At 59.7% G+C, this 20,150-nt stretch carries 19 protein-coding genes and 1 pseudogene; 9 read left to right on the forward strand and 11 right to left on the reverse strand.

Annotation, left to right across the window (positions count from 1 at the left end):
- Nucleotides 1-3: 3 nt before the first annotated feature.
- From ACN9MX_RS21935 to ACN9MX_RS21980, 10 genes are all read right to left on the reverse strand, one after another.
- The gene (locus ACN9MX_RS21935) at nucleotides 4-237 is read right to left on the reverse strand and encodes an antitoxin (RefSeq protein ID WP_426387893.1); all 234 of its coding nucleotides are present in this window, start codon (nucleotides 235-237) and stop codon (nucleotides 4-6) included.
- Between the two features lie 81 nt (nucleotides 238-318).
- Nucleotides 319-1,413, reverse strand: coding sequence for a relaxase/mobilization nuclease domain-containing protein (locus tag ACN9MX_RS21940; RefSeq protein ID WP_426387894.1), 1,095 nt, complete (start codon nucleotides 1,411-1,413; stop codon nucleotides 319-321).
- Nucleotides 1,413-1,973 (reverse strand): hypothetical protein, encoded by a 561-nt coding sequence (locus ACN9MX_RS21945; RefSeq protein ID WP_426387895.1) that lies wholly within the window; start codon nucleotides 1,971-1,973, stop codon nucleotides 1,413-1,415. Before ACN9MX_RS21945 ends, ACN9MX_RS21940 begins: the two co-directional genes overlap by 1 nt.
- A gap of 164 nt (nucleotides 1,974-2,137) precedes the next feature.
- Nucleotides 2,138-2,941, reverse strand: coding sequence for a ParB/RepB/Spo0J family partition protein (locus ACN9MX_RS21950; protein WP_426387903.1), 804 nt, complete (start codon nucleotides 2,939-2,941; stop codon nucleotides 2,138-2,140).
- Nucleotides 2,942-3,021: 80 nt separating this feature from the next.
- Nucleotides 3,022-3,756, reverse strand: coding sequence for a ParA family protein (locus ACN9MX_RS21955; RefSeq protein ID WP_426387896.1), 735 nt, complete (start codon nucleotides 3,754-3,756; stop codon nucleotides 3,022-3,024).
- Between the two features lie 368 nt (nucleotides 3,757-4,124).
- Nucleotides 4,125-4,448 (reverse strand): single-stranded DNA-binding protein, encoded by a 324-nt coding sequence (locus ACN9MX_RS21960; RefSeq protein ID WP_426387897.1) that lies wholly within the window; start codon nucleotides 4,446-4,448, stop codon nucleotides 4,125-4,127.
- A 747-nt stretch (nucleotides 4,449-5,195) separates the two neighbouring features.
- Nucleotides 5,196-5,477 carry a hypothetical protein gene (locus ACN9MX_RS21965; protein ID WP_426387898.1) on the reverse strand — a complete coding sequence of 94 codons (282 nt, stop codon included), beginning with the start codon at nucleotides 5,475-5,477 and terminating at the stop codon, nucleotides 5,196-5,198.
- A gap of 249 nt (nucleotides 5,478-5,726) precedes the next feature.
- Complete coding sequence (locus tag ACN9MX_RS21970) at nucleotides 5,727-6,140, reverse strand: hypothetical protein (RefSeq protein WP_426387899.1); 414 nt, start codon at nucleotides 6,138-6,140, stop codon at nucleotides 5,727-5,729.
- On the reverse strand, nucleotides 6,137-6,433 hold the full coding sequence (locus ACN9MX_RS21975) for a hypothetical protein (RefSeq protein WP_426387900.1): 297 nt from the start codon (nucleotides 6,431-6,433) through the stop codon (nucleotides 6,137-6,139). Before ACN9MX_RS21975 ends, ACN9MX_RS21970 begins: the two co-directional genes overlap by 4 nt.
- Before the next feature lie 59 nt (nucleotides 6,434-6,492).
- Nucleotides 6,493-7,431 carry an ArdC family protein gene (locus tag ACN9MX_RS21980; protein ID WP_426387901.1) on the reverse strand — a complete coding sequence of 313 codons (939 nt, stop codon included), beginning with the start codon at nucleotides 7,429-7,431 and terminating at the stop codon, nucleotides 6,493-6,495.
- A gap of 968 nt (nucleotides 7,432-8,399) precedes the next feature.
- Here ACN9MX_RS21980 and ACN9MX_RS21985 point away from each other — a divergent pair.
- From ACN9MX_RS21985 to ACN9MX_RS21995, 3 genes are all read left to right on the forward strand, one after another.
- Nucleotides 8,400-9,479 (forward strand): replication initiation protein, encoded by a 1,080-nt coding sequence (locus ACN9MX_RS21985; RefSeq protein WP_426387904.1) that lies wholly within the window; start codon nucleotides 8,400-8,402, stop codon nucleotides 9,477-9,479.
- Between the two features lie 162 nt (nucleotides 9,480-9,641).
- The gene (locus ACN9MX_RS21990; protein WP_426387741.1) at nucleotides 9,642-10,844 is read left to right on the forward strand and encodes an AAA family ATPase; all 1,203 of its coding nucleotides are present in this window, start codon (nucleotides 9,642-9,644) and stop codon (nucleotides 10,842-10,844) included.
- Nucleotides 10,845-10,923: 79 nt separating this feature from the next.
- On the forward strand, nucleotides 10,924-11,937 hold the full coding sequence (locus ACN9MX_RS21995) for a ParB/RepB/Spo0J family partition protein (RefSeq protein WP_426387742.1): 1,014 nt from the start codon (nucleotides 10,924-10,926) through the stop codon (nucleotides 11,935-11,937).
- 391 nt (nucleotides 11,938-12,328) lie between these two features.
- Here the strand turns inward: ACN9MX_RS21995 and ACN9MX_RS22000 are convergent, their stop codons facing one another.
- Entirely contained in the window at nucleotides 12,329-13,369 is a 1,041-nt protein-coding gene (locus ACN9MX_RS22000) for a hypothetical protein (protein WP_426387743.1), read from the reverse strand.
- Between the two features lie 224 nt (nucleotides 13,370-13,593).
- Between ACN9MX_RS22000 and ACN9MX_RS22005 the strand changes: the two genes are divergently transcribed.
- The 6 genes and pseudogenes from ACN9MX_RS22005 to ACN9MX_RS22030 all read left to right on the forward strand — a co-directional run.
- Nucleotides 13,594-15,189, forward strand: coding sequence for a tyrosine-type recombinase/integrase (locus ACN9MX_RS22005; protein ID WP_426387744.1), 1,596 nt, complete (start codon nucleotides 13,594-13,596; stop codon nucleotides 15,187-15,189).
- Nucleotides 15,190-15,944: 755 nt separating this feature from the next.
- Nucleotides 15,945-16,163: a hypothetical protein gene (locus tag ACN9MX_RS22010; RefSeq protein WP_426387745.1), complete on the forward strand. Its 219-nt coding sequence runs from the start codon at nucleotides 15,945-15,947 to the stop codon at nucleotides 16,161-16,163.
- 94 nt (nucleotides 16,164-16,257) lie between these two features.
- Nucleotides 16,258-16,710, forward strand: a complete 453-nt coding sequence (locus ACN9MX_RS22015; protein ID WP_426387746.1) for a hypothetical protein — start codon at nucleotides 16,258-16,260, stop codon at nucleotides 16,708-16,710.
- Between the two features lie 528 nt (nucleotides 16,711-17,238).
- A complete protein-coding gene (locus ACN9MX_RS22020; protein WP_426387747.1) occupies nucleotides 17,239-17,571 on the forward strand; it encodes a hypothetical protein in 333 nt (110 codons plus the stop codon).
- A gap of 553 nt (nucleotides 17,572-18,124) precedes the next feature.
- Nucleotides 18,125-19,296 (forward strand): IS3 family transposase gene (locus ACN9MX_RS22025; RefSeq protein WP_426387748.1). Its coding sequence is split into 2 segments (ribosomal slippage): nucleotides 18,125-18,389 and nucleotides 18,389-19,296, totalling 1,173 coding nucleotides; the frame shifts between segments, so codons are not numbered across the junction.
- A 50-nt stretch (nucleotides 19,297-19,346) separates the two neighbouring features.
- Nucleotides 19,347-20,060 (forward strand): annotated as a pseudogene (locus ACN9MX_RS22030) (transposase); the annotation flags it as partial.
- Nucleotides 20,061-20,150 lie beyond the last annotated feature (90 nt).

A 20,150-nucleotide genomic window follows, 5' to 3' on the forward strand; every position in this document is an offset into this window, starting at 1 on the left:
GCCTCAAAGATCGATGGGTTCAGGAGCGGCATCATGAATTGAGCCAAAATCCTCATCGATCGGCGCAAGCGTCGCGAGCAGCCCCAGAAGAGAAGTCCCGGGCGCAGGTTCAATGATAATGCGCGAACCTTCTTTGCGCATTATCGCATCCTCACCAGGAAGCTCAAATTCGCGGGGGATGCGCACCGCTTGGCTACGCCCATTCTTGAAAAGCTTAACGTGACGCTCGACACCCATAGTAGCTCCTTGGCCTATGCCTATAGCATATGCCAATTATCACTTCTAGCAAAAGCAGCTTGCAAAGGTCATAACCCAAGCTCACCGCCCTAGGCCTGGGGGTACTCGTTCTGCGGGCTTTCGCTCCTCTTTGTCCGCTTGTTGCTGCTCTCTCGCAATGCGCACGCGCTCAATCGCATCCTTAAGCACGCGATCGGGAACGGTTTCAATCGATGGTCGATCTTTCAGGAACGATCTGAGCTCCCGCGCCAGTTCTTTGTCACGCGGGTCCTCTGAACCATCAAGGCGAACGGCCGCGCCTTCGTATCGTTCTCTGATATCAGCCCAGCGCTGCTTTGCCTGCGCCAAAAAACTAGGCGATTGGGCCTTTCCCATCGCGATCGCCAGGGCTTCCCGAGCCTGCCGCAAATCGGCTTCGGTCGGCTGCCGCGACACACCACGCCGGATTTTCTCCCGCATTTGCGCGAGCGCCATGCTCGTGCCAGCCCTGCCCTGCCCCCGCGTCCAGCGCGGCGTCGCTTCGCATTCGACACCCCGGCTCCGCAGCGCTTCGGCGAAAGCCTCCCGAAATTTGAACAAATCCTCCCGTCGGGGATCGAACCGTTTGCCGTCCATGCCCTCGGCCTCAACCGTCATATGCACATGCGGGCGCGGCGTGTCGGTGTGGAGCGCCATCAGATAATCATGATTGTCGCCCAGCATCCGCTGCGCCGTTTCGCGCACCGACTGCCTCACCGTCTCAGGGTCGGTACCCTCCGGCATCGAAAAGACCATGGAGACTGCGGACACAGTCGCGCGCTGGCGCCAATATAAGGGTTCGGACCATTCCTCCGCGAGCTGCTGGACATCCGCTTTATCCGTGAGCAGTTCGCCGTCGCGAGTTTCCAGCGCGATCCCACCCTTACGCCCGATATAGGCGAGGTGAGCGCCAAGATGGTCGGCTCCCTTTTTGCGGCCCGTCACCTTCACCAGCACCTCGGGCGCCTTTCGAACGACGCGGGCCAGCACGGAACGGGCATCTGCACGGGGCGCCACCACCTGTCCTACGTCCTTGCCGAACTCCTTCTGGTTCAGCAGGCGCTCAGCATATTTGAGATTGGGATCACCAAACACGCGCGGCTTGAACGTCGGCTTCAGCACGCCCCACAGTTCGTCCTCGCGCTCGCCGAACGACATCAGTCAGCCACCTTCCAGTAGCTGAGGTCTCCCCGCAGGGCTTCACCCAGGGCCGCGATCTGGTCGCTGACCTCCTGACGCATCTCGATGATGCGCCGAAGCTCGCCTTCGATTTGCAGCCCATTGTCGGCCAGCGCGACCGCATTGCCGGCACGCGTGGCCTGATTGAGGTTGCGGCCAATGCGCTGCAACTGCTTGCGCACGAGGCCGAGGCTCTCACGCAAGCCCGCGTCGACACTGCCCTTCAGACCAAGATGGCGGCGGGTCAGGGCCTTGACCCACCCCGCCCGATCCGTTCCGCGCTCGACCGCCCGTGTTTCCAACACCGCCATCTCGGCATCGGTCAGGCTGATGGTGACGCGGTTAGTGCTGCGCTCCGCTTGCGGTTGCACAAGCGGCGCATCGCCCGCCTGCCGGAGAACCTGCGCCAGGACTGACCGGAGAAGCGCGCTGCGCCCTCCCCTGCCCGCCGCGAGCGCGTCGAAAGCGTCGAGCGTGGCCCGGTCCAGCCGAATGGTGAGGTGCGTTTTGCCATCCTGAGCTGCGTTTGCAGTTGTCATCCTCGTCCCTTGTCCGCGATGCCACTGTGTTACAACTGCGACCCTAACCCCTATCCTGCCATCAAAGCAACCTCTTAAAAAACCATGCGAATCTGTGGCCCGGGCCACTGTGCTCTACCATGGCCGGAACGCTCGAGAACGCGGAAAAGAAGGGGTGCGCAGATTTAGCGATCGAAGCGGACGAGGCGCGGCTGGCCTTCGCCGTCGAAGTGAATCAGCGCCTCAACAAGGCGGCCACTCTTGCCGCCGACAACGATGGCGCGTGACCCATCGGGGCACTCCGCTCCCGGGCGGGACCGCTTCGGCTCGGTTCGCCCTCCCGGTGCTGCGGGTACCGGGCGGCGCTCCTGAGATAGGCGCAGCACCTGCGCCACGTTGCCAGCTTCAAGATCAACTGACGGCATCGGCGCAGGGCGCGACAGGCTTTCGCAGCCAGCAACCGTGACCAAACCCGGAGGCGTGGCATCGAGAAACGCCATCACAGCTTCGGGATCGTTGGCGGCGGCTTTCATTAATGCAACGGCGCCGCGGACCGGAATATCATTGAGGCGAGCGATTATATAGTCGGGCGCCGACGCGAGGCTATGCAGGCGGGAGAGCCGCGCCCGGTCTCGACCAGTGGCGCGGGCGAGATCTGCGATGCTCATGCCTGACCCGACCTGATCGGCAACGAACGCGATCATGTCCGATACGGACAGCTGTTCGCGCTGGTCGTTCTCAATGAACTGGTCGATCCTGATCTGGGCCGCATCCAGAACCTCGCGGATGATGGCGCGGACGGGCTGGCCAAGCTGCAAGCACGCACGCCAGCGCCGTTCCCCAAACTGGATCATGTAGCGCCCCTCATCGTCCGCCGGTGCGACGATGATGGGCTGTAACTGCCCTCTGGACTTAATGGTCTCGGCCAGCGCGTCGATCTCTTCCTGGCGGATCGCGCGGCGCACATTATGGGGATCAGCATAGACCAGCTACGGGTCGAGCAGTAGCACCCGCTCTTGGGCAGCAACTTCGTTCTTGGCGGCGAATATGTCGAAGTTGCCGAAATCCATCAGGCGCAAATCCTCTGCAATGCTTCGTCCAAAAACGCCTGCATCGGCGGCAGGGACGATCGGACATCCTTATCGAACCGCCAGACCGGAACGCCGGCCTGCACCGCCTGGCTGTAGTGGGCGCGATCGGGAAGATGCGTGGAAAACAAGTTGCGGCCAATCTTGGCCTTGAGCTCAGCCAGCATCGCCTGCTGGTTGCGGTCATTGGCCTTGACCCGGTTGGCGACCAAACCAGCAACCCGGATCGGCGTCTGGCGGCCGCGCTGATTGACGGTCTGGATCGAGTTGGAAAGTTGCCGGGTCGAATCGGGTCCGAAGGGTCCCAGTTCCACTGGCACTATCAGATCGTCACAGACCATCAGCGCTGCGAAGTTGATCCAACTCCACGCTGGCGGCGTGTCGATCACGCAATAATCATAGGCCGCCTTCAACGCTGGGAAATTTGCGCGGAAACAAGTCAGCGCTTTGCCATAATCAGCATCATATTCTCCAGCCATGTGGTTGGAGTATATGGCGCGCTGCAATCCCTCAGGCGCGGCATAGTCCGGTTCGAACAAGGGCTTGCACGAGCCAAGCTGCTCGAAATCGCGCAGTGCGGTCGACGCATTGCACTGCCGATCAAGGTCCAGCACCAGTACACGGTGCCCTGCATCGGCCAGATGCCAGGCGAGGTGACAGGCGATCGTGGTCTTCCCCGCGCCGCCCTTTTCGATGTTCACGGCGATCGTCTTCATCGACGGTCATTCCACCACGATTGGCGGGCGTACCACCAGGTCTCGGCATCCTCATCGCGGATGCGAGGCCCTCTGCTCTTGCTACCCGCGCTGGGAAACATCGCGACGAACAGCAGGAAAAAGAAAAGGCCTGCTTGCGCTACACCGCTCATGTCCTCCACCTCCTTGTAGATTGGCGGGCGGTGGCGCGACCTCGTCGCGCCGCCGCCCGCGCAGGAGCAATCAGCCGGCGATGAGCCGAGCTGACGCATAGGATAATCGCGCGGCGGCGATAACTCAACGAATCCAACAAAAGATTCAGAGGCTTAAAGCGCAACCCAGATCGGCTGGGTCAAGCCGGGAGGGGCCGCAAAAGCAGCCCCTTTCCTTTACCGGTCGTGATTTTCGCTGGCCTTTGCGAGGACCGCCAAGCCATCGGCGATCAGTTCAACCGTGTAGCGTTTGCCGTCAGCCGTGTCGTAGGAGTTCTGCCGAACCCGTCCGGTGACGTGGATCAGATCTCCCTTGTCGATCTTGGTCGCGCGCTCGATCAGGCGGCCGAAGAGCGTCACCTCGTTCCAATGGGTGTCTGTGACCCACTCACCATCTTCCTGGCGGTTGTAATTGGCGGCGACCGAAATCTTCGCCACCTTCTCATGCTCCGTGACCTTGTTGACGCGGCCGATGATGCGAAATTCAGCGATGTTCTGCATGGGACATTCCTCTTGCTCGATCAGGCCAATTCCTGATGGGGTCGTCACGGGAGTAAGGCTGACGCGATCCAGAAAATAAACGGAGGGTCCGCACCGCGGAAACCGTAGCCCTCAAAAGGGCGGTTATTTTCTTGATCGTAGAAGGCGGCCTGCGACCATACCCCATCGCAAACAGGAATTGCGCGGTTGAGCAAGGGCGGATGACACAGAATATCGTTCAAAAGCATCATCATAGCTCAAGAGAGGACGGCAGTCCTGTGAAGTGGCATCAGCGTCACTTGAACATCGCTTGGAAAATCCAGGGTGCGCCGCCCGAACAGGAGGAACGTGACGGTCACCCAAAAAGCCACGTTCCCGCACTCTGAGAAGGCACTGTGCCGTGTCGAGGGTGCCTGAATTTGATACCCGCAGGTCGTGCACAGGCCAGAACAAGGAAACGGACCTGACTGCCGTGCGTGGCCTGCCGGTCCAAAGGCCATGGATCTGCGGGGTTCGATGCCCGTCAACTCAAATCGGCGCGGAAATAGGAAAGTGTGAGCGTCACGCCTTCCCCAATCGGATCAGTAGCTATCGTCAGCTTGCCAGGAACGGTATGAACTATCCAGCCGCCGATGGTGGCCATTAGCTCCCCTTAATCGCCTTGGTCGATCCCCGTGAACCGGCCCGCAGTCATGAACGATGGCAGGACCGCCAAACATGTCGGGCTGGACGCCAATGGGCGGCAAGGCGGCCGCGACACCGCGCGGCTCACGCAGGGCACGGCGCGCCATCACGCCGCTCCCTTCGCATGACGCTCGGGCAGATATATTCAAGGATGCCCCTGCTCTCGCGAACATGGCTGCGCGCATTATCCAGCCTTTCGCGCTTGGTGATACAATAGCGATAGCGATTGGGTTCGCCTTCGATCGGCGTGACGCTATACTTGATCTGTCCGCTCTCCCCGCTGGTCCACCCTTGAGCGATGATCGTGGTAAGATGCCGCTTGTTGGTGGCAGTGAGGTGCAGGCCTTCGACCAGTTTGATCGCCATCTCTTTATCCTTCCTGCAATAGTTGGTGCCGGTGGCATCAGCCAACGGCGACACGGACGCTCAAGAACGCCGGGGGAATGGGGGCAGCGAGAAACCGCGCGAGTGGTGCGGGCGCAGCGGTCGAAGCCCCAAGCGAGCCACGGTCGGGCTGATTCTCGTTGCAGGGAAAGGGGGCGGCGCGCCCCTTTCCCGGGCGGTCAAGAAAAGCGCTGGCGCCGTGCGCCCGCTCCGTTTGGGCGCATCTGGTGCTCACAGGGCCAAACTCCCTTCGCGCAATTCAGCCGGTTCCTCGCCCTCTGTTCCTTCCCAAACGATCTTCCCATCCTGCCAGATGGTGACAAAGCCTCTGGTCCGGCATTGCGCCGGATCGGGATCGGACTTGCGCTCGAAATTAAAGCAGCGGTTGCGTCCCATGGTCCCGGCAAAGGCGGTCGGGCCGCCCTCCCGGTGCATCACGCGAAAGCAATGACCGCTCGGTTCCCTGACGCGGCGGCCATAGCCGCCCTGCCATGCGCGATAATCGGACTCTTCGCGTCCACTGGGCGGATGCCAGTGAACACGTCGAAGACATGCCGCATCCGCTGGCAAGCGGGGCGGCTCCGCTGCCGCCGCGCCATCGTCGAGCGGCGGCCCGCCATTATGGCGGAAGCCCGATGCGCTCATGGTTGTTCTTCCTTCGGTCGGACATCGCCCTGTGTGATGGTGAAACCGGCGCGGGCGAGTTCATCGCCCACGGCGCGCTTGCGTGTCGCGCCCTCCCCTTGCGATGCGATGTAGGAGCAACGACGATGATGAAAGACAAAGCCCGCACGTTTCGGGCAGCCGCGAAATTTCTGGTGGGTTCGTTCGCTCCAGTCGCAGGTTCCGCCAGAGTTGCGGAGGGCGGCAACGGCATGGACAGCACCGTAATTTTCGTCACGCCAGCGAAGTTCGATCTCGGTGGTAGCTTTGGACATCGGTCGATCTTTCAGAAGAAGCGAGGAAAAGGGCTGCGCGGTCGGCCGCCCGATCGGGGTCAGGCGGCGCGCGCGATGTCGGGTTTGGCCATCCGGGCAAGGATGAATTCGCTGGCCGCCTGCGCGGCGGTCGCCGCGCGGAAAATGGCGCGCTTATCGTTGCGAAGGGCGGTCAACCACGAGGCGATATAGGCGGCATGGTCGTCACGCTCGGTCGGTTCCATCCCGAGCTGCGCGCAAAGCATGGCCGCGCCGACCTCTGCGATCAACTCTTCTGCCGCACGGATTGCCGTCGATTTCCCATAGTCATAGAGGGTTTCACGGTTGAGCCGGGATTGGTGGCCAGTCGCGTGGATTCCCTCATGGGCAAGTGTGGCGTAGAAAGCGTTGCCGCTCACGAAATCAGCAAAGGCAGGCATGCGGATGCTATCGGCGACCGGGTTGTAACAAGCGCTATTGCCGCCCTCGCTGTAATGAACGCCATAACGGGCAAAGGCTGCCTCCAGTTCCAGGTCGCGCTGGTCGCGGTTCTTCACTTCGACACGCGGAACGGGATATTTGGTCATGTCTAAGCCGTCGATTTGCTCGACATTGAAAACGACATATTTTTTCAGGTAGCTGCGGGCGCGGTCTTCGCCCTCCCCTGCCCCGTCCTGCCCGATTTCCTCATCCTTGGGCGTGAAGCTTCCGGCATGGACGACAAGGTTTCCCTTTTCTCCCTTCCTGACCTGCCCTCCCAGTTCGCTGGCCTGCCGATAGGTCATCCAATAGGGATTGGTGTAACCGCGCGTCATGGACGCGGACCACAAAAGCAGCACATTCACACCGCGATAGGCGGTTCCCTCATGGCGCAGCGGAAGCGAGGCCGCCCCCGATGCCCAGCGTGGCGACCATGGGCGGGTGCCAGCTTCGAGCATAGCGATGATCTGGTTGGTGACTTCCTCGTAAACATCGATGCGCTCGGCCTTGGTGCGGGGCGCTGCGGTCGTGCGGGTCATGTCGTCTATCCCTTGTCTTTAAAAATGGAGCCGAAGGCGATGGCGCGCCATCGGCTTCTGCCTGCTGGCGAAGCGGGTCGGGGAATGGCGCAATTGAGGGCTGATCGCGGCGGAGGGGCATCACCCGCCTGCACGGAGCGCAGCGCAGGAAGGCGGGGAAACCGCCGCGATCACCAAGCGGGGCCGCGCAGCGGAGCCGACGGCCAGGCCCTTGCGCCAGGGGGCCGGAACAGGCCCCAGCCTAGCCCTCTTCATGGATAGGAAAGAAGCGAGAAATGCGTGGCTGCTCTCCAAGAGCTGTCCCCAGGAATCCTATTATCAAGCCGTTAGGAGTCGCTTTGCGCGATGCTGATTTGTACCTGCCGGATATTCACCTCTCCCTCCGATTCGCATTGCGAGTTATCGATATGACGCAGGAGCAGGAGCGTTAGGCAGGCAATAGAATCATTTTCAAAACGCCGCTGCTTGCAGCGGAGGTGATTCCTGATTCTAAGGAATTCAGATTCAAGCCAACAAAACGTAGTAATCTCATTATGTTAGCTCGAGCTACCTGACCTGACGGGGGATGTTACCTGACTTATTGGGGGCTTTGACCTGTCCTTGCGGGGGACCTTGCCTGCCCTGTCGGGGGCTTCCTGACTTATTGGGGGCTGCCCAGAATGAACGTCTTTGTGTCGCCTACGGCTATATGCCGCTCAATACTCTGGACGATTGAAGCCCGCACGAATGGCTTATGTGCGACTCGGCTGTTTAGCGGCCTCTCGGGACGATCGGAAAGAGATTCTATCCTGACCTGCTGGGGGACCAGCTGTGCGATATCCTGACCTGACTTGACGAGAAAGGTCAGGTCAGGCAGCTTTCCGATTCTCTTGAGGCTCTTGAAAATTTGGTATGGCATGGAATCCGAGACTGACAAAATCGCGGACAATGAGGAATTAGAGGAGTCTCCAGAAGCACCTGGCCGGGCGATGCGGGTCGCGGCAGCCTTACGTGCAAAGGGCGGTGACGAGTTTGCAAAGCCAGGAAGCATCATCGAAGTTAAGTTCGTCAAAGGAGAGTCTTTGAGCCTCACGGCATCTCGGCTGTTGGCATTGATGATCCTGACTGCTGGCGGTGATGCCTGGGAGGATAAGCCGCATAGAATGCGGAAGGCCGATATTCGCCGCGGCCATAAGGGAAATGAGCGGATTACCGACATGCTCCAGGAATTGCACCGCACACTTTTTGCCGTCGATGATCGTTCCTGGCGGGGAAAGAAAGCCACTACCCTCTTCTCGCTAATCTCCCGGTCTCGGGAAGAAACCGAAGAAAATGGTGGTGAGGCAGGATGGATCGAATGGGAATTTACTCCAGACGCTCGTAAGATGATTCAGGCATCGGAAACGTACGCTGTCCTTAACAGGCAAGCGGTATTAGGTTTTCGCTCCAACTATGCGTTGAAGCTTTACGAACTTGGGGCACTGCGCCTTCATAGACGACAGGCTACATGGAAGGGCGACATGACGGCCTTGCGTGCAGCCTTGGGAATTCCGCCTGATGTATATACCGACTTTGCACAGCTAAGGCGCAAGGTTCTTGAAAAGGCGAAGGCCGAGATCGACCAGCTTGCGCATTTCAGAGTGGAATGGCGGGAGATACGCCAAGGTCGTACAGTCGCGGAAATCGAATTCCGGTTTGAGCCCAAAGGGGCACCTGAGGTAATCGAAACAGTCGACGAACTCGACAGGCATTCGAGTGGCAGGAAGGAACGACGGGACGGTACGGTCGAGCAGGTGGTATCGACCGACGGAGGCAAGTCCATTTCCGCGAAATCAGCGCGTACTGTGAAGATTGAAGAGCCTCTGTTTCCTCGTGGGTCAATCAGTTTCGGCCATGACGAAATCGCCGGGATCGCGCGGCAGTTTGGCGGCGGTTGGGATGTAGAGCTGATCGCCCAGAGCTTCAGGGATCATATGGGGTCTCGTCTCGATAAGTTGCGGGGAGCCAAGCTTACCGCGGCGTGGAAGGGATTTTGTGAAAGCTGGGTCACGCGTCGAGGTCGTGCCTGACCAAAATTGCACGCGTGCAATTTCCGCCCCCACCGAGTCAGGTTATAGCAGTTTCGGCAGTGATAATCCGAAAATTGGAGCGCTAACTTTCGCAATTTCTGAAATTATTGACCAAAAAGCGCAAGCTGGTGTACCACATGCGGGATTTCGAAAGGACTACATGTGTCGAACGCACTTGAAATTGATGGGGTGGAGCGCCTTGTCTCTGTCGCCACTCTCGCAAACCGAACTTCATCAGTCCTGGAGAAGCTTCGAGACTCTGCCAAAAACGCGCGATCGGATGATAGACGCGAGCCTACGTTTACAATCAGTAAAGCCGCTGAACTCGTGGGGAGAACACCCGCTGCCATTCGGGATGCCGAGAAAGATGGAAGACTTCCAGAACCCACTCGCAACGAAAACAATCGCCGGGAAAGGTACACGCTGGCGCAACTAAACGACATGCGGGGTGTCTTTGGAACGCGTCCATATCGCAGTCCAGAAGATCCTTGCTGCGTAGTCGCGGTCCAGAATTTCAAAGGTGGCGTCGGTAAATCAACGCTTTCCGTGCATCTCGCGCAATATTTAGCTATTCGGGGCTATCGCGTCGCGCTGATCGACTGTGACAGCCAAGCTTCAGCAACCACATTGTTCGGCTACATTCCCGACCTTGATTTGGACGAGAATGACACCCTGTATCCCTTCCTTCGCGAAGGAGAGCGCACGTCTCTCGATTACGCTCTGCGAAAGACGCATTTCGACGGCCTGGAGCTTATCCCGGCCAATCTTCGCTTGTTTCAGTCAGAATATGAATTGGCCGCCCGCATGGCGCGTGGCAGCGGCGCGCTACTTGATCGCCTGCGCGAGGGGATTGGGAGCATCTCGGATCGTTTTGACGTTATTGTCATGGACCCGCCACCGGCCTTGGGTGCGATTTCACTCTCTGTTTTGAGAGCTGCAAATGCGTTGGTGGTTCCCTCACCGCCGACGGTCATGGATTTTTCGTCCACCGCGGCCTTTCTCTCAATGCTCGACGAGACGATTGAGGAACTTGCTGAGCGAGGGATGGCGCCCGAACTCCAGTTCCTGCGATTTGTTGGGTCGAAGGTGGACGAGAATAAGTCGATGCAGAAGGAGCTTTTGCAACTGATGCGGACGCTTTTCGGGCACGCGATGGTTCGTACTCCGCTTAAGGACTCTGCTGAAATCGACAACGCGACTGCACGGCTGATGACCGTTTATGAGCTTGATGGACCCGCAACCAGTTCGTCGGTTCGCAATCGATGCCTCAATTATCTCGACGGGGTGAACAGCGAAATTGAAGTGGATATCAGGTCGATGTGGCCCAGCCATCAGGCGCGTCTCCGGAACGAGGCGCTAGCATGAGCCGGAAAAATTGCATGCGTGCAATTCGAGAGGAAATTGGAAATTGCACGCGTGCAATTTTGGCTGAAAGGAGGTTTGGGTGAGCAGAAAGAACAGCGGTTTCGCGGCCGATCTAGCAGCTGGGATCGACCTGACCGAAGAGTCTGCACCGGTCAGGCGATCTAGCATAGCCGCGAACGTGCTTACGGGTCGGTCGAACCGGCTTGCTGATCTTGCTTCTGGCGCAGTCATCAATCGAGTTCATGAACTCGTTGATCCCGCACGCTGCCGAATGTGGGAAGGTCACAATCGGGACTATGCTCTGCTCACTGAGGAACGTTGCGCCGATCTTATCGAGAGTATGAAGGCGCAAGGGCGGCAGGAAATTCCAGCTATTGTGCGCCGTGTGACTGGAGACAGCCAGTTCGACTTTGAAGTGATCTGTGGAGCCCGTCGGCACTGGTCGATCAGTTGGCTACGCGCGCACAACTATCCCGATTTCAAATTTCTGGTCGATGTCCGCGAAATCGGGGACGAGGAAGCCTTCAGGCTGGCCGACATTGAGAACCGCGCTCGAGATGATCTAACCGACTATGAGCGAGCAAAAGACTATTTGCGCGCACTGAACACCTACTACGACGGCCGTCAAAAAACGATGGCCGAGCGTTTGAAAGTCACCGAGAGCTGGCTTACCCGTTACCTAGATCTGGCACGGCTTCCGCGCGAGCTGACTGTAGCTTTTGTAAATGTCCAAGAGCTTGGCATCAGAAATGCAATCGCACTAAAGGGGCTCCTCAAACCCGAGGATAAACGCGAAAAGGCATTTGCAGAAGCAGCGCGCTTGGCCGCCGAGCAAGCCGGGGAAGGGAGGGCACTCCCCGTGCTTGACGTGATCAAAGCGCTGACCATCGCGGCTGAGACCCCCAAAAAGTCAGGCTCCCCCAAAAAGTCAGGAAAGCCCCAAACAGTTTCAAGCCCAGGCGGGAAGCCCGTCCTTAAAATTTTGGGATCGGACCGTAAAGGCATCCACCTCACCTTGCTCAACAAGGGGGGCGCATCGCGAGACGATGTTGAAGCGGCACTCAAGGATATACTCGACACTCATTGGGGCTGATTGCCAGGCGGCGGCGGGACTGGTGACGAGCTTGACCGGAACGATTGACCTGTTCGGTGATCCTGTGCATCGTGGGAAAGGAAGGAGAAATTAGGCAGCGCGGTCTAAGCCATCCAATCCTGAGCACGAAAGCGGTCACGGCGCTTAGCACGTTTGCACTACGAATGGCCTGGGGTGGTGCGGTGCGCGTCTATGCAATGAACTTGGGTGAGCTGATTTCTGATGCAAGATTCGGATCGACCAAGCGGTGCGTCTCGTACTCGCAAGTGAGGTACCGCGAACTTTCTCGACTAGAACAAACCATGAAGTGCGGCTAAATTGCCCTCAGAGGCTCGTACAGAGCGACAGCGCGTCCCAGGTCACACGACAAGGAGAGGTTTCGTTTCGGCGTTCAGCGAGGCTCTGAGAGGAAGGCATTGTCCCCGAGTTCGTCCCAGAATGTGGGTTCAAATGGGTCGGCGGCAGAGACGCGCCGTCCGAGAGGGGAGGGGGCTGCTCCGCCAACCGGAACTATGTAGCTACGGAAGCTGGCCTGCCCCGTCCATTCGATCAGCAGGCCTTCGGCCTCGGCGGTTGAGAGCAGCTTGATCGCGCCCGCCGAGGTTAGATCGAGATGCTTCGCCACCTGGCTGCTGGTGACCGCCGGACGCGCCATGGCGAAGAGGATCAACTCCTTCAATCTGCCCGGCCGTCGGCGATCGCGGATATGACCGGCGGCGCGCTGGGCATAGCCGCGTAACCGGAGTTCGAGTTCAAGGTGCGCGTTGGCGCCGGCCAGGATGGCGCCGAGCCAGAGATGATCAAGCTCGGCCCCTTGGGCGATCTTCCATCGGCCACCCGCCAGTTTAAGACCCAGCGCTGTCAGTCCGCCGTGGGATCCTTTCCAGCGGCCCGGCCCCCAGCGATCGCCGATCAGCAGGCTTGCGATGGCATCGCCGCGGGCGAGGGGCGCAAGCTGGCGCCATAGCAACGCGATCCGGCCGGCATGGACGAGGGGAGGGGAGGGGGGTAGGGCTTGGCATGCCTTGCTCCAGGCGTCGATCGCTGGGACCAGCTCCCAAACTTCACGACGGCCCGGGACATGCTCCTCCAGCGGCTCGCGGTCAGTGCCGAGCCAAGCCAGCAGGGCGGCGGGATCGGCCATCAGCGCATCCAGGGTGATGGACCTGCCGATGGCGTACTTCCAATGGGTGAGGTCATAGGTGCCCGTCACCACCCGTCCCCGCGCATCGATTGTTACTGCCTCATCGGGCAGTTCATAGGCATCGATCGCGGCGAGTGCCTGCCGTTCGGCCAGCGCCATACGAGCTTTCCACGGCCCGCGAACCGGGCTGAGCCGCAAACGCTCCTCGATCCGCGCCAGTGCGGCCTGTGCGTCGGCATAGGTCGGCAGGATGGCTGGATCGCAAAGGGGAGGGGGGTGACTCGTCATTGCCCTAGCCAAACGTCCTGAAATGACCCTGCTGTATGCGCTCAGCGGAGTTTCGAAAAATGACCTCAAATTCCGCCTTACACGACCAGATATTAAACCGAAATGCCATTTAGGAAAGTCTGCTGTGATCAAGAAGAAAAAGGATCACTGACAAGGGCCATTATCGTTGATCCAAAATGTCACAACTTCTATAAGGGAGCCGAGCAACAGGTGGAGAAAAGGACGTGGCGGGTGCGCCGAAGCCGGCTTTGCAGGGCCTGAGAGTTTTTCTCGACACGCCCGCCGGCGCTGATCCTATCCCTGTTCCGCTCGCGGCGCAAAGGGGCGATGGTGCGAGCCACGCGATCCGCGGTCGCGTGCCAGGCGACTTGGCGGTAGCTTCAGCCCCCGGCGAGGCCGAGGCGCCCATTGGGCCGCTGGCCCAAGAAGGATCCGCTGCGCTCGGGATCGCTGATCCCGTCGCACCGCTGGCCGCCCGCGCGGGCGCTCTCCTGTCGGCCGTCGTCCTGCCGGCGCAGGGACAGCGCTGGGCCTATGGCGCGCGCAAGCAGCATGTCGTCCAGCGCCGGGCCGAGCGGGCGGCCGACCAAAGCCGCACGTCGCTCGAGCGGTTCGAGGCGGTGCTGGCGTTCCTGCCGACCACTGGTCGCTCGGGGGTCAACCTCGATCTGGTGCAAGCGACACTCGCCGCCATGGCGGCCAACACGGTGCGCGGCCTGCTCGCGGACATGGCGGGCTTTGGCAAAGCCTGCCGCCGCTCTGGGGTCAGTGCGCTGCCGGCGCAACCGGCCTCGGTGATCGCCTTCCTGAAAGCACGCGCGGCGGGGAAGGGCGGTCTCGCCAAGGCGAAGCCGGCGACCCTAGCGCGCATCCTCTGGGCGATCGCGACTTTTCACCGGCTTTTCGATCTGCCCGATCCGACCAAGGATAAGTTGGTCACGCTGACGCTCAAGGCGCTGCGGCGGGAACAGGGCACGGTTCAGCGCCAGGCGCGGCCGCTGCGCTACAAGGGGGCGGTCAGCGATGTTTTTGACGGGGACGCGCGCGGGGTGAGCCTCAAAGCACTCCTCGATGCTTGCCCCGGCGATGAAAAGGGGTTGCGGGACCGGGCTTTGCTGTCGGTCGCCTATGATACGGGCCTGCGCGCCTCCGAACTGGTCGCGATCGACATCACGCATATCTGGCCGTCCAGTGATCCCGACACAAGGCTGCTCCATATCCCACGGCACAAGGGCGATCAGGAAGGGGAGGGGGCGTCCGCCTTCTTGTCGATGCGCAGCGTGCTGGCGCTGCAGGCCTGGATCAGGGTGATGGCCGAGCTTCTGGATGTTCCGGACATGAGAGAGGGACCGGTTTTCCGGCGGCTGTTCGTCAAGCGGCTCAAGCCGGTCGACCCGGGGGTCGCCCGCGCTGCGGCGCGTCAGCAGGCCGCCGCTAGGCAATGGGGGTTGCTGAGTTTGCTGCCGGACGCCAAAACTCCGCGGCGAACCGGCATCGATCCGCTGACGGCCGTGACCTTGGGCAGCGCCGCGCTGCGGCCCCAGGCCGTGACCCAGATTTTCAAGACCCGGGTCCAGGGCGCTTGGGACGCAGGGTTGCTACCGGATCTCACCAAGGAGGAGCTGGCGCAATGGGTCAAGGGGATCAGCGCCCACTCGACGCGCATCGGCATCACCAACGACCTGTTCGCGGCGGGCGAGGATATTGCCGGGATCATGGACGCGCTGCGCTGGAAATCGCCCAAGATGCCGCTCAGCTATAATCGCAACCTGGCGGCTGAGCATGGTGCAGCTGGCCGTTTGCTGTCCAAACTCAAATAATGCGTATTTAGCCAAATAAATTTCGCTCTGCTGCAATCTAAAAGACCGCGGATTACTATCGATAATGGGGTCCTATCGATAGTGACATCGGGATTTTCGCCTCTATCCCTCCATGCGCGCCAAATCCGCCTTGTCCCTGTCCGCGCGGGCACAGTGCCCGTCTAAAGCCAAAGCTGCGGTTTCCGGGGAGATCGTGACGGTGCTCGCGCCGGGCGAGGCCAAACTGCCGCGGCGCCACGCCGGTTCCGCGCAGGATCGCGAGGCCCAGTTCGTTGCCTTGCTCCAGTTATTGACAGGAGAGGGTGCCGCTCTCGACGCGCTAGACTAAGTTCGCCGAGGAATGGGGTGAAATTATCCTGTCTGTTATTGGTGCTTCGTCAGCGGCATTGCTCGCCGTTATTATTGTTACGTGGCATTCTACAAAATCAAATGAGGGTGGTTTAATCGTCCTCGCTTTTTTAATTGGTGCTCCGACCGCTGCCTGCTGCGCTTTTATTGGAACGGCCTTCGGGAAGCTTAGGAATTCTGACAATTCCTCAGACACATGAAGTCGATCAACCCTAAATAGCTGCCAGTCCGTTAACCACCCCCGCCAGCCGTTAACGGTCCCGTTTCGCGCAAGGGGTCGCTCCATTGGCGACCGTCCGATTCGGAACGAGCAAGCTGCCGGACGGCACGCGACCATTCTTTGCCGGGCGATAGGCTCTGCCTCGTTCCAGATAGCGGACATTGCATCTCGAGGTTATGTTCGGCTCATGGGAACGTTGACCTTGGAACATGGCATTGCGGAGTATCAGTGGGCAACTGACGTGGCCTTCGATGGTGTCCGCCTCGAAATCCTCGCACCCGAAGGCGACATGCTATTCGAAGTCAGTGTTCCAGAAGGCGGATCGATCACCGTGAACACCTTCGGAAAAGAGGTCGCGGCCGATATCGTCATTGCAGCAATCGAACTCGCGCGAGGCACACGGTAGCTGCTACCGCCCAAAATAAGCCGCTGACGGTGGGATAAGGGAGGCTTGTAAGCTGCCATTAATTTATTGAGGGCAGATAAGCGGCGGAGGGCATATGGGAAAACTGACATTTGGCAAATTCGCTGGCTTAGCCTTAGGCGCCGCTGTGGTCGGCAGCACGCTAGGCACGGCGTTGTTCATAGCCGACGCCTTCTTTGGTCACCCAAACAAATCGCCACGGCCTGATGTTTGGGAGATTTTCTTCTTTCCCGTTTTTTGGTTGATGAGCCTTTTCGGCACCATTCCGGGCGCGCTAGTAATTGGACTGCCTGTCCTTTTTCCAATCCGGCATTTCATTGCGCGCCATCCTTATTTGAGCGGCACACCAACTGTCCTAGTGGCTCTGGCGATTTCGTTCGCCCTGTTGGGATGGGCATTCAAGCAGCCGATTGGTGGAGAATACACGGACCTAGAAATCCTCTGGTGTTACTCCGGCAGCGTGGCATTCGGCTTTGTCTTCATGCTGGGGTGGTGGCAGTCGCGTCAATCGAAGAAGCAGACCGGATAGAACGATCTCCATCCGCAAGCCGCCATTCCGCTTTCCACCCGGCATCGTCGCTCCTGCGTCGCGAGTCGCTGCGCTGTGCTGGTAAGCTGCCAATCCGGTAAGGGCTTGGAAAGCTGCCCAGCGGCACGCGACCATTTCTTGCCGATGATCGCCTTCGGCTGTCTTCTTGATTGCAGACATCAAAAAGGCGAGCGATAACACGTAAATGGAGTCCGGCACCCCACTCAATTGGCTTCTCGCTGTAGCGATGCTGGGCTTTGCAATTTTGGCGTGGATGACCGGCCGTGTCACGTTGAGGGGCGGGTGGATTATTATCGACCGCGCCGAACAACCTACGAGGTTCTGGATGCACGTTATTGGATCCGGCTTCTTGGGGGTCTTGCTTTTTGCCAAGGCCATATTCCGCGTGCCCCTGTGACTATCGCGGGCCATAGATGGACAGCCATTCCGTCGATCGACGCCGCCGAAAGCTGTCGTTCATTTTTGCAGGATAATCTGCACTGAGGAAGCCACTGTGACTGGTGCTAGATGACGATCTACGACGATGACGGAGTGCGAACCCCCTTTGGAATGTGTCTAAGCGCGTTTGCCTTCATTGTTGCGGCGATTTCAGCTTTCTTATTTGTCCCAGCGACGGGTTGGGCCGTTTTCGCACCCTTCGGCTGTGAAATGACCTGCACAACAAACGAGCGCTATTGGATCGCTTTAGTCATGTTCTGCCCCATAATGCTGGCCGCAGCAGCGATAGTAGGCTTCCGTGCGGCTTTTGGACAGTTGACCGCTTCAACTATAGGGCTTTCGCTTGTTTCATTCGTCTGCGGCGCCGTCATTATCGCAGTCGATCGGGGTTACGTCGGCTAAGCCATTCGTCCTGCTAAAAAGCCGCCATTCCGCTTCCCACCCCCCGCCAGCCATAAGCGGCCCCGATTCGCGCAAGAGCCGCTCCATTGGCGACCGTCCGGTCCGGAACGGGCAAGCTGCCGGACGGCACGCGACCAGAAATTGCCATTCTATCGGAAGACGAAATTGCTTGATTGCGGACGTGGATTGGACGCGGCTAAGCTGTGTTCAGCATGGCTTACGAGGGAATAGAGTACGAAACGGGCCTGCGTTGGCTTTATCTGGCTGGCGTCGCTGCGATCATTGCAGCCGTTCTCTTTCTGCGACCACAGCCAGTTCCACCTCCAGCAAAAGCTGTCGTATTTGGCTGTTACACAACATCCTTGGGTGCGCCGATTAGGCTCGCGGCGGATGGCATGGAGATACTCCAGAACGGATTTCCGCGCATTGGGTTTCACTTGGAGCGCCATAAAACCGGCATCGCGCTTACGGCGGAGGCACCTATCACTGTGAGGTGGTGCCGGATATCTGGACAGGGTGATAAGCTCATCCCGACCTGAAGGAATGGACGGGAATGAAGACGACGAGCAAGCGCTGCAGCGCCGATTTCAAAGCCAAGGTGACGCTGGAAGCGATCCGTGGGGACCTGACGCTGACAGAACTGGCTGCCAAGCATGGGGTCCATCACACGATGATCGCGGCCTGGAAGCGGCAGGCCATCGACGGGATGGCGGGCACGTTCTCCGGGGCGAGCGATGCGGCCAAGGCAGTCAGCGAGGGCGAGGTGGAAAAGCTGCACGCCAAGATCGGGCAACTGATGGTGGAGCGGGATTTTTTAGCGAACGCCTTTGGTCGATGAGCGTGGATCGGAGGCGGGCGATGGTCGAACCTGCTCACCACTGCCTGTCGATCTCGACGCAATGCCGCCTGCTGCAGATCAGTTGTTCGTCCTATTATTACGCCCCGGTTCCGGAAACGGACGAGACGCTGGCGCTGATGGCGGTGATCGACACCGTGTTCATGGACTGCCCCTGGTATGGCAGCCCCCAGATGGCGCGGCATCTGCAGCGCCTCGGCCGTGCGGTGGGTCGCCGTCGGACTCGGCGGTTGATGGCGAAGATGGGTCTGACGCCGATCTACCAACGGCCCCGAACGAGCGATCCGCACCCACAGCACCGGGTCTATCCCTATCTGCTGCGCAAGCTGGCAATCGAGCGCCCCAATCATGTGTGGTGCGCGGACGTGACCTACATTCCGATGCGCCAGGGCTTCCTCTATCTGGTCGCCATCATGGACTGGGCGAGCCGCAAGGTGCTGGCCTGGCGGCTGTCGAACACGATGGATGCGGGATTTTGCGTCGAGGCACTGGAGGAGGCGCTGGCTCGTTTCGGCAAGCCCGAGATCTTCAACACCGATCAGGGCAGCCAGTTCACCAGCAACGCCTTCACCGGTGTGCTGCGCGCAGCCGAGATCAAGATCAGCATGGACGGTCGGGGACGCTGGATGGACAATGTCTTCATCGAACGGCTCTGGCGGTCTGTGAAGTACGAATGCGTCTATCTGCACGCCTTCGAGACCGGATCTGAACTGCGTGCCGGCCTGGGCCGATGGTTCGCCTATTATGACAAGCATCGCCCGCATTCACGCCTTGCAGGGAAAACCCCAGGCGAGGCATATGGGCAAATCGGCGCTTCAAATCCTGGGGGGCATGCCCCCCAGGATTTGATCACCCAAATGGCGGCATGAGAACAACACGGATGAGCTTAAATTAGCCGCCAACCTGTCCAAAAAGGTGCAACCACCTCATCGATCTGGCCAATGCCGTCATCGTCGATGTGGAGGCCACTACCGCCATCCGCCAAGCCGAGGTGACGGTGCAGCGAACGATGATCGACCGGACGCAGGAACGCTTCGGCATCTGGCCACGACGCCTGGCCGCCGATACGGGCTATGGCGATGCCGCCAATCTTGCCTGGCTTGTCCATGAGCACGGTATCGAGCCCCATATCCCGGTCTTCGATCATGTGGGCCGTCGAACCGACAGCTTCCAGCGTACCGCGTTCCGCTACGATCACCATAATGATCTCTTTGTCTGCCCTGGCGGAAAGCAACTGGTCCAGCACCGCAGAGACTATGCCATCCCGCGGCCCGGTGTCGATAAGGACGGCTTCATGCGCTACCGCGCCAGCAAGCATGACTGCGACGCCTGCGCCCTCAAACCGCAACGCTGCCCCGGTCAGCCCATGCGCAAGGTTGCCCGGTCAATCCATGAAGGCGCGCGCGACCTGGCAAGGGACCTCTCCAAGACCGATGCCTATGTCACGTCCAGGCGCGAGCGAAAAAAGGTCGAGATGCTGTTCGCCCATCTCAAACGCATCCTCAAGCTCGATCGCCTGCGCCTTCGAGGTCCCAACGGTGCAAAGGACGAGTTCCACTTGGCGGCCGCAGCCCAGAACCTGCGCAAGCTTGCAAAGCTCGTTCCGATCCTGCCAGCAATCACGCCAGCTTGAGCCGGACAGCACGGCTCGACCCTATGTCAAAGACTGACAATCCCCGACTTCTTCAACACTATCGGTCGTTGACGAACGGACTTGCGCCAC

The organism is Sphingobium sp. R-21 (assembly GCF_049913335.1).
In the GTDB taxonomy this organism is placed as follows: domain Bacteria; phylum Pseudomonadota; class Alphaproteobacteria; order Sphingomonadales; family Sphingomonadaceae; genus Sphingobium.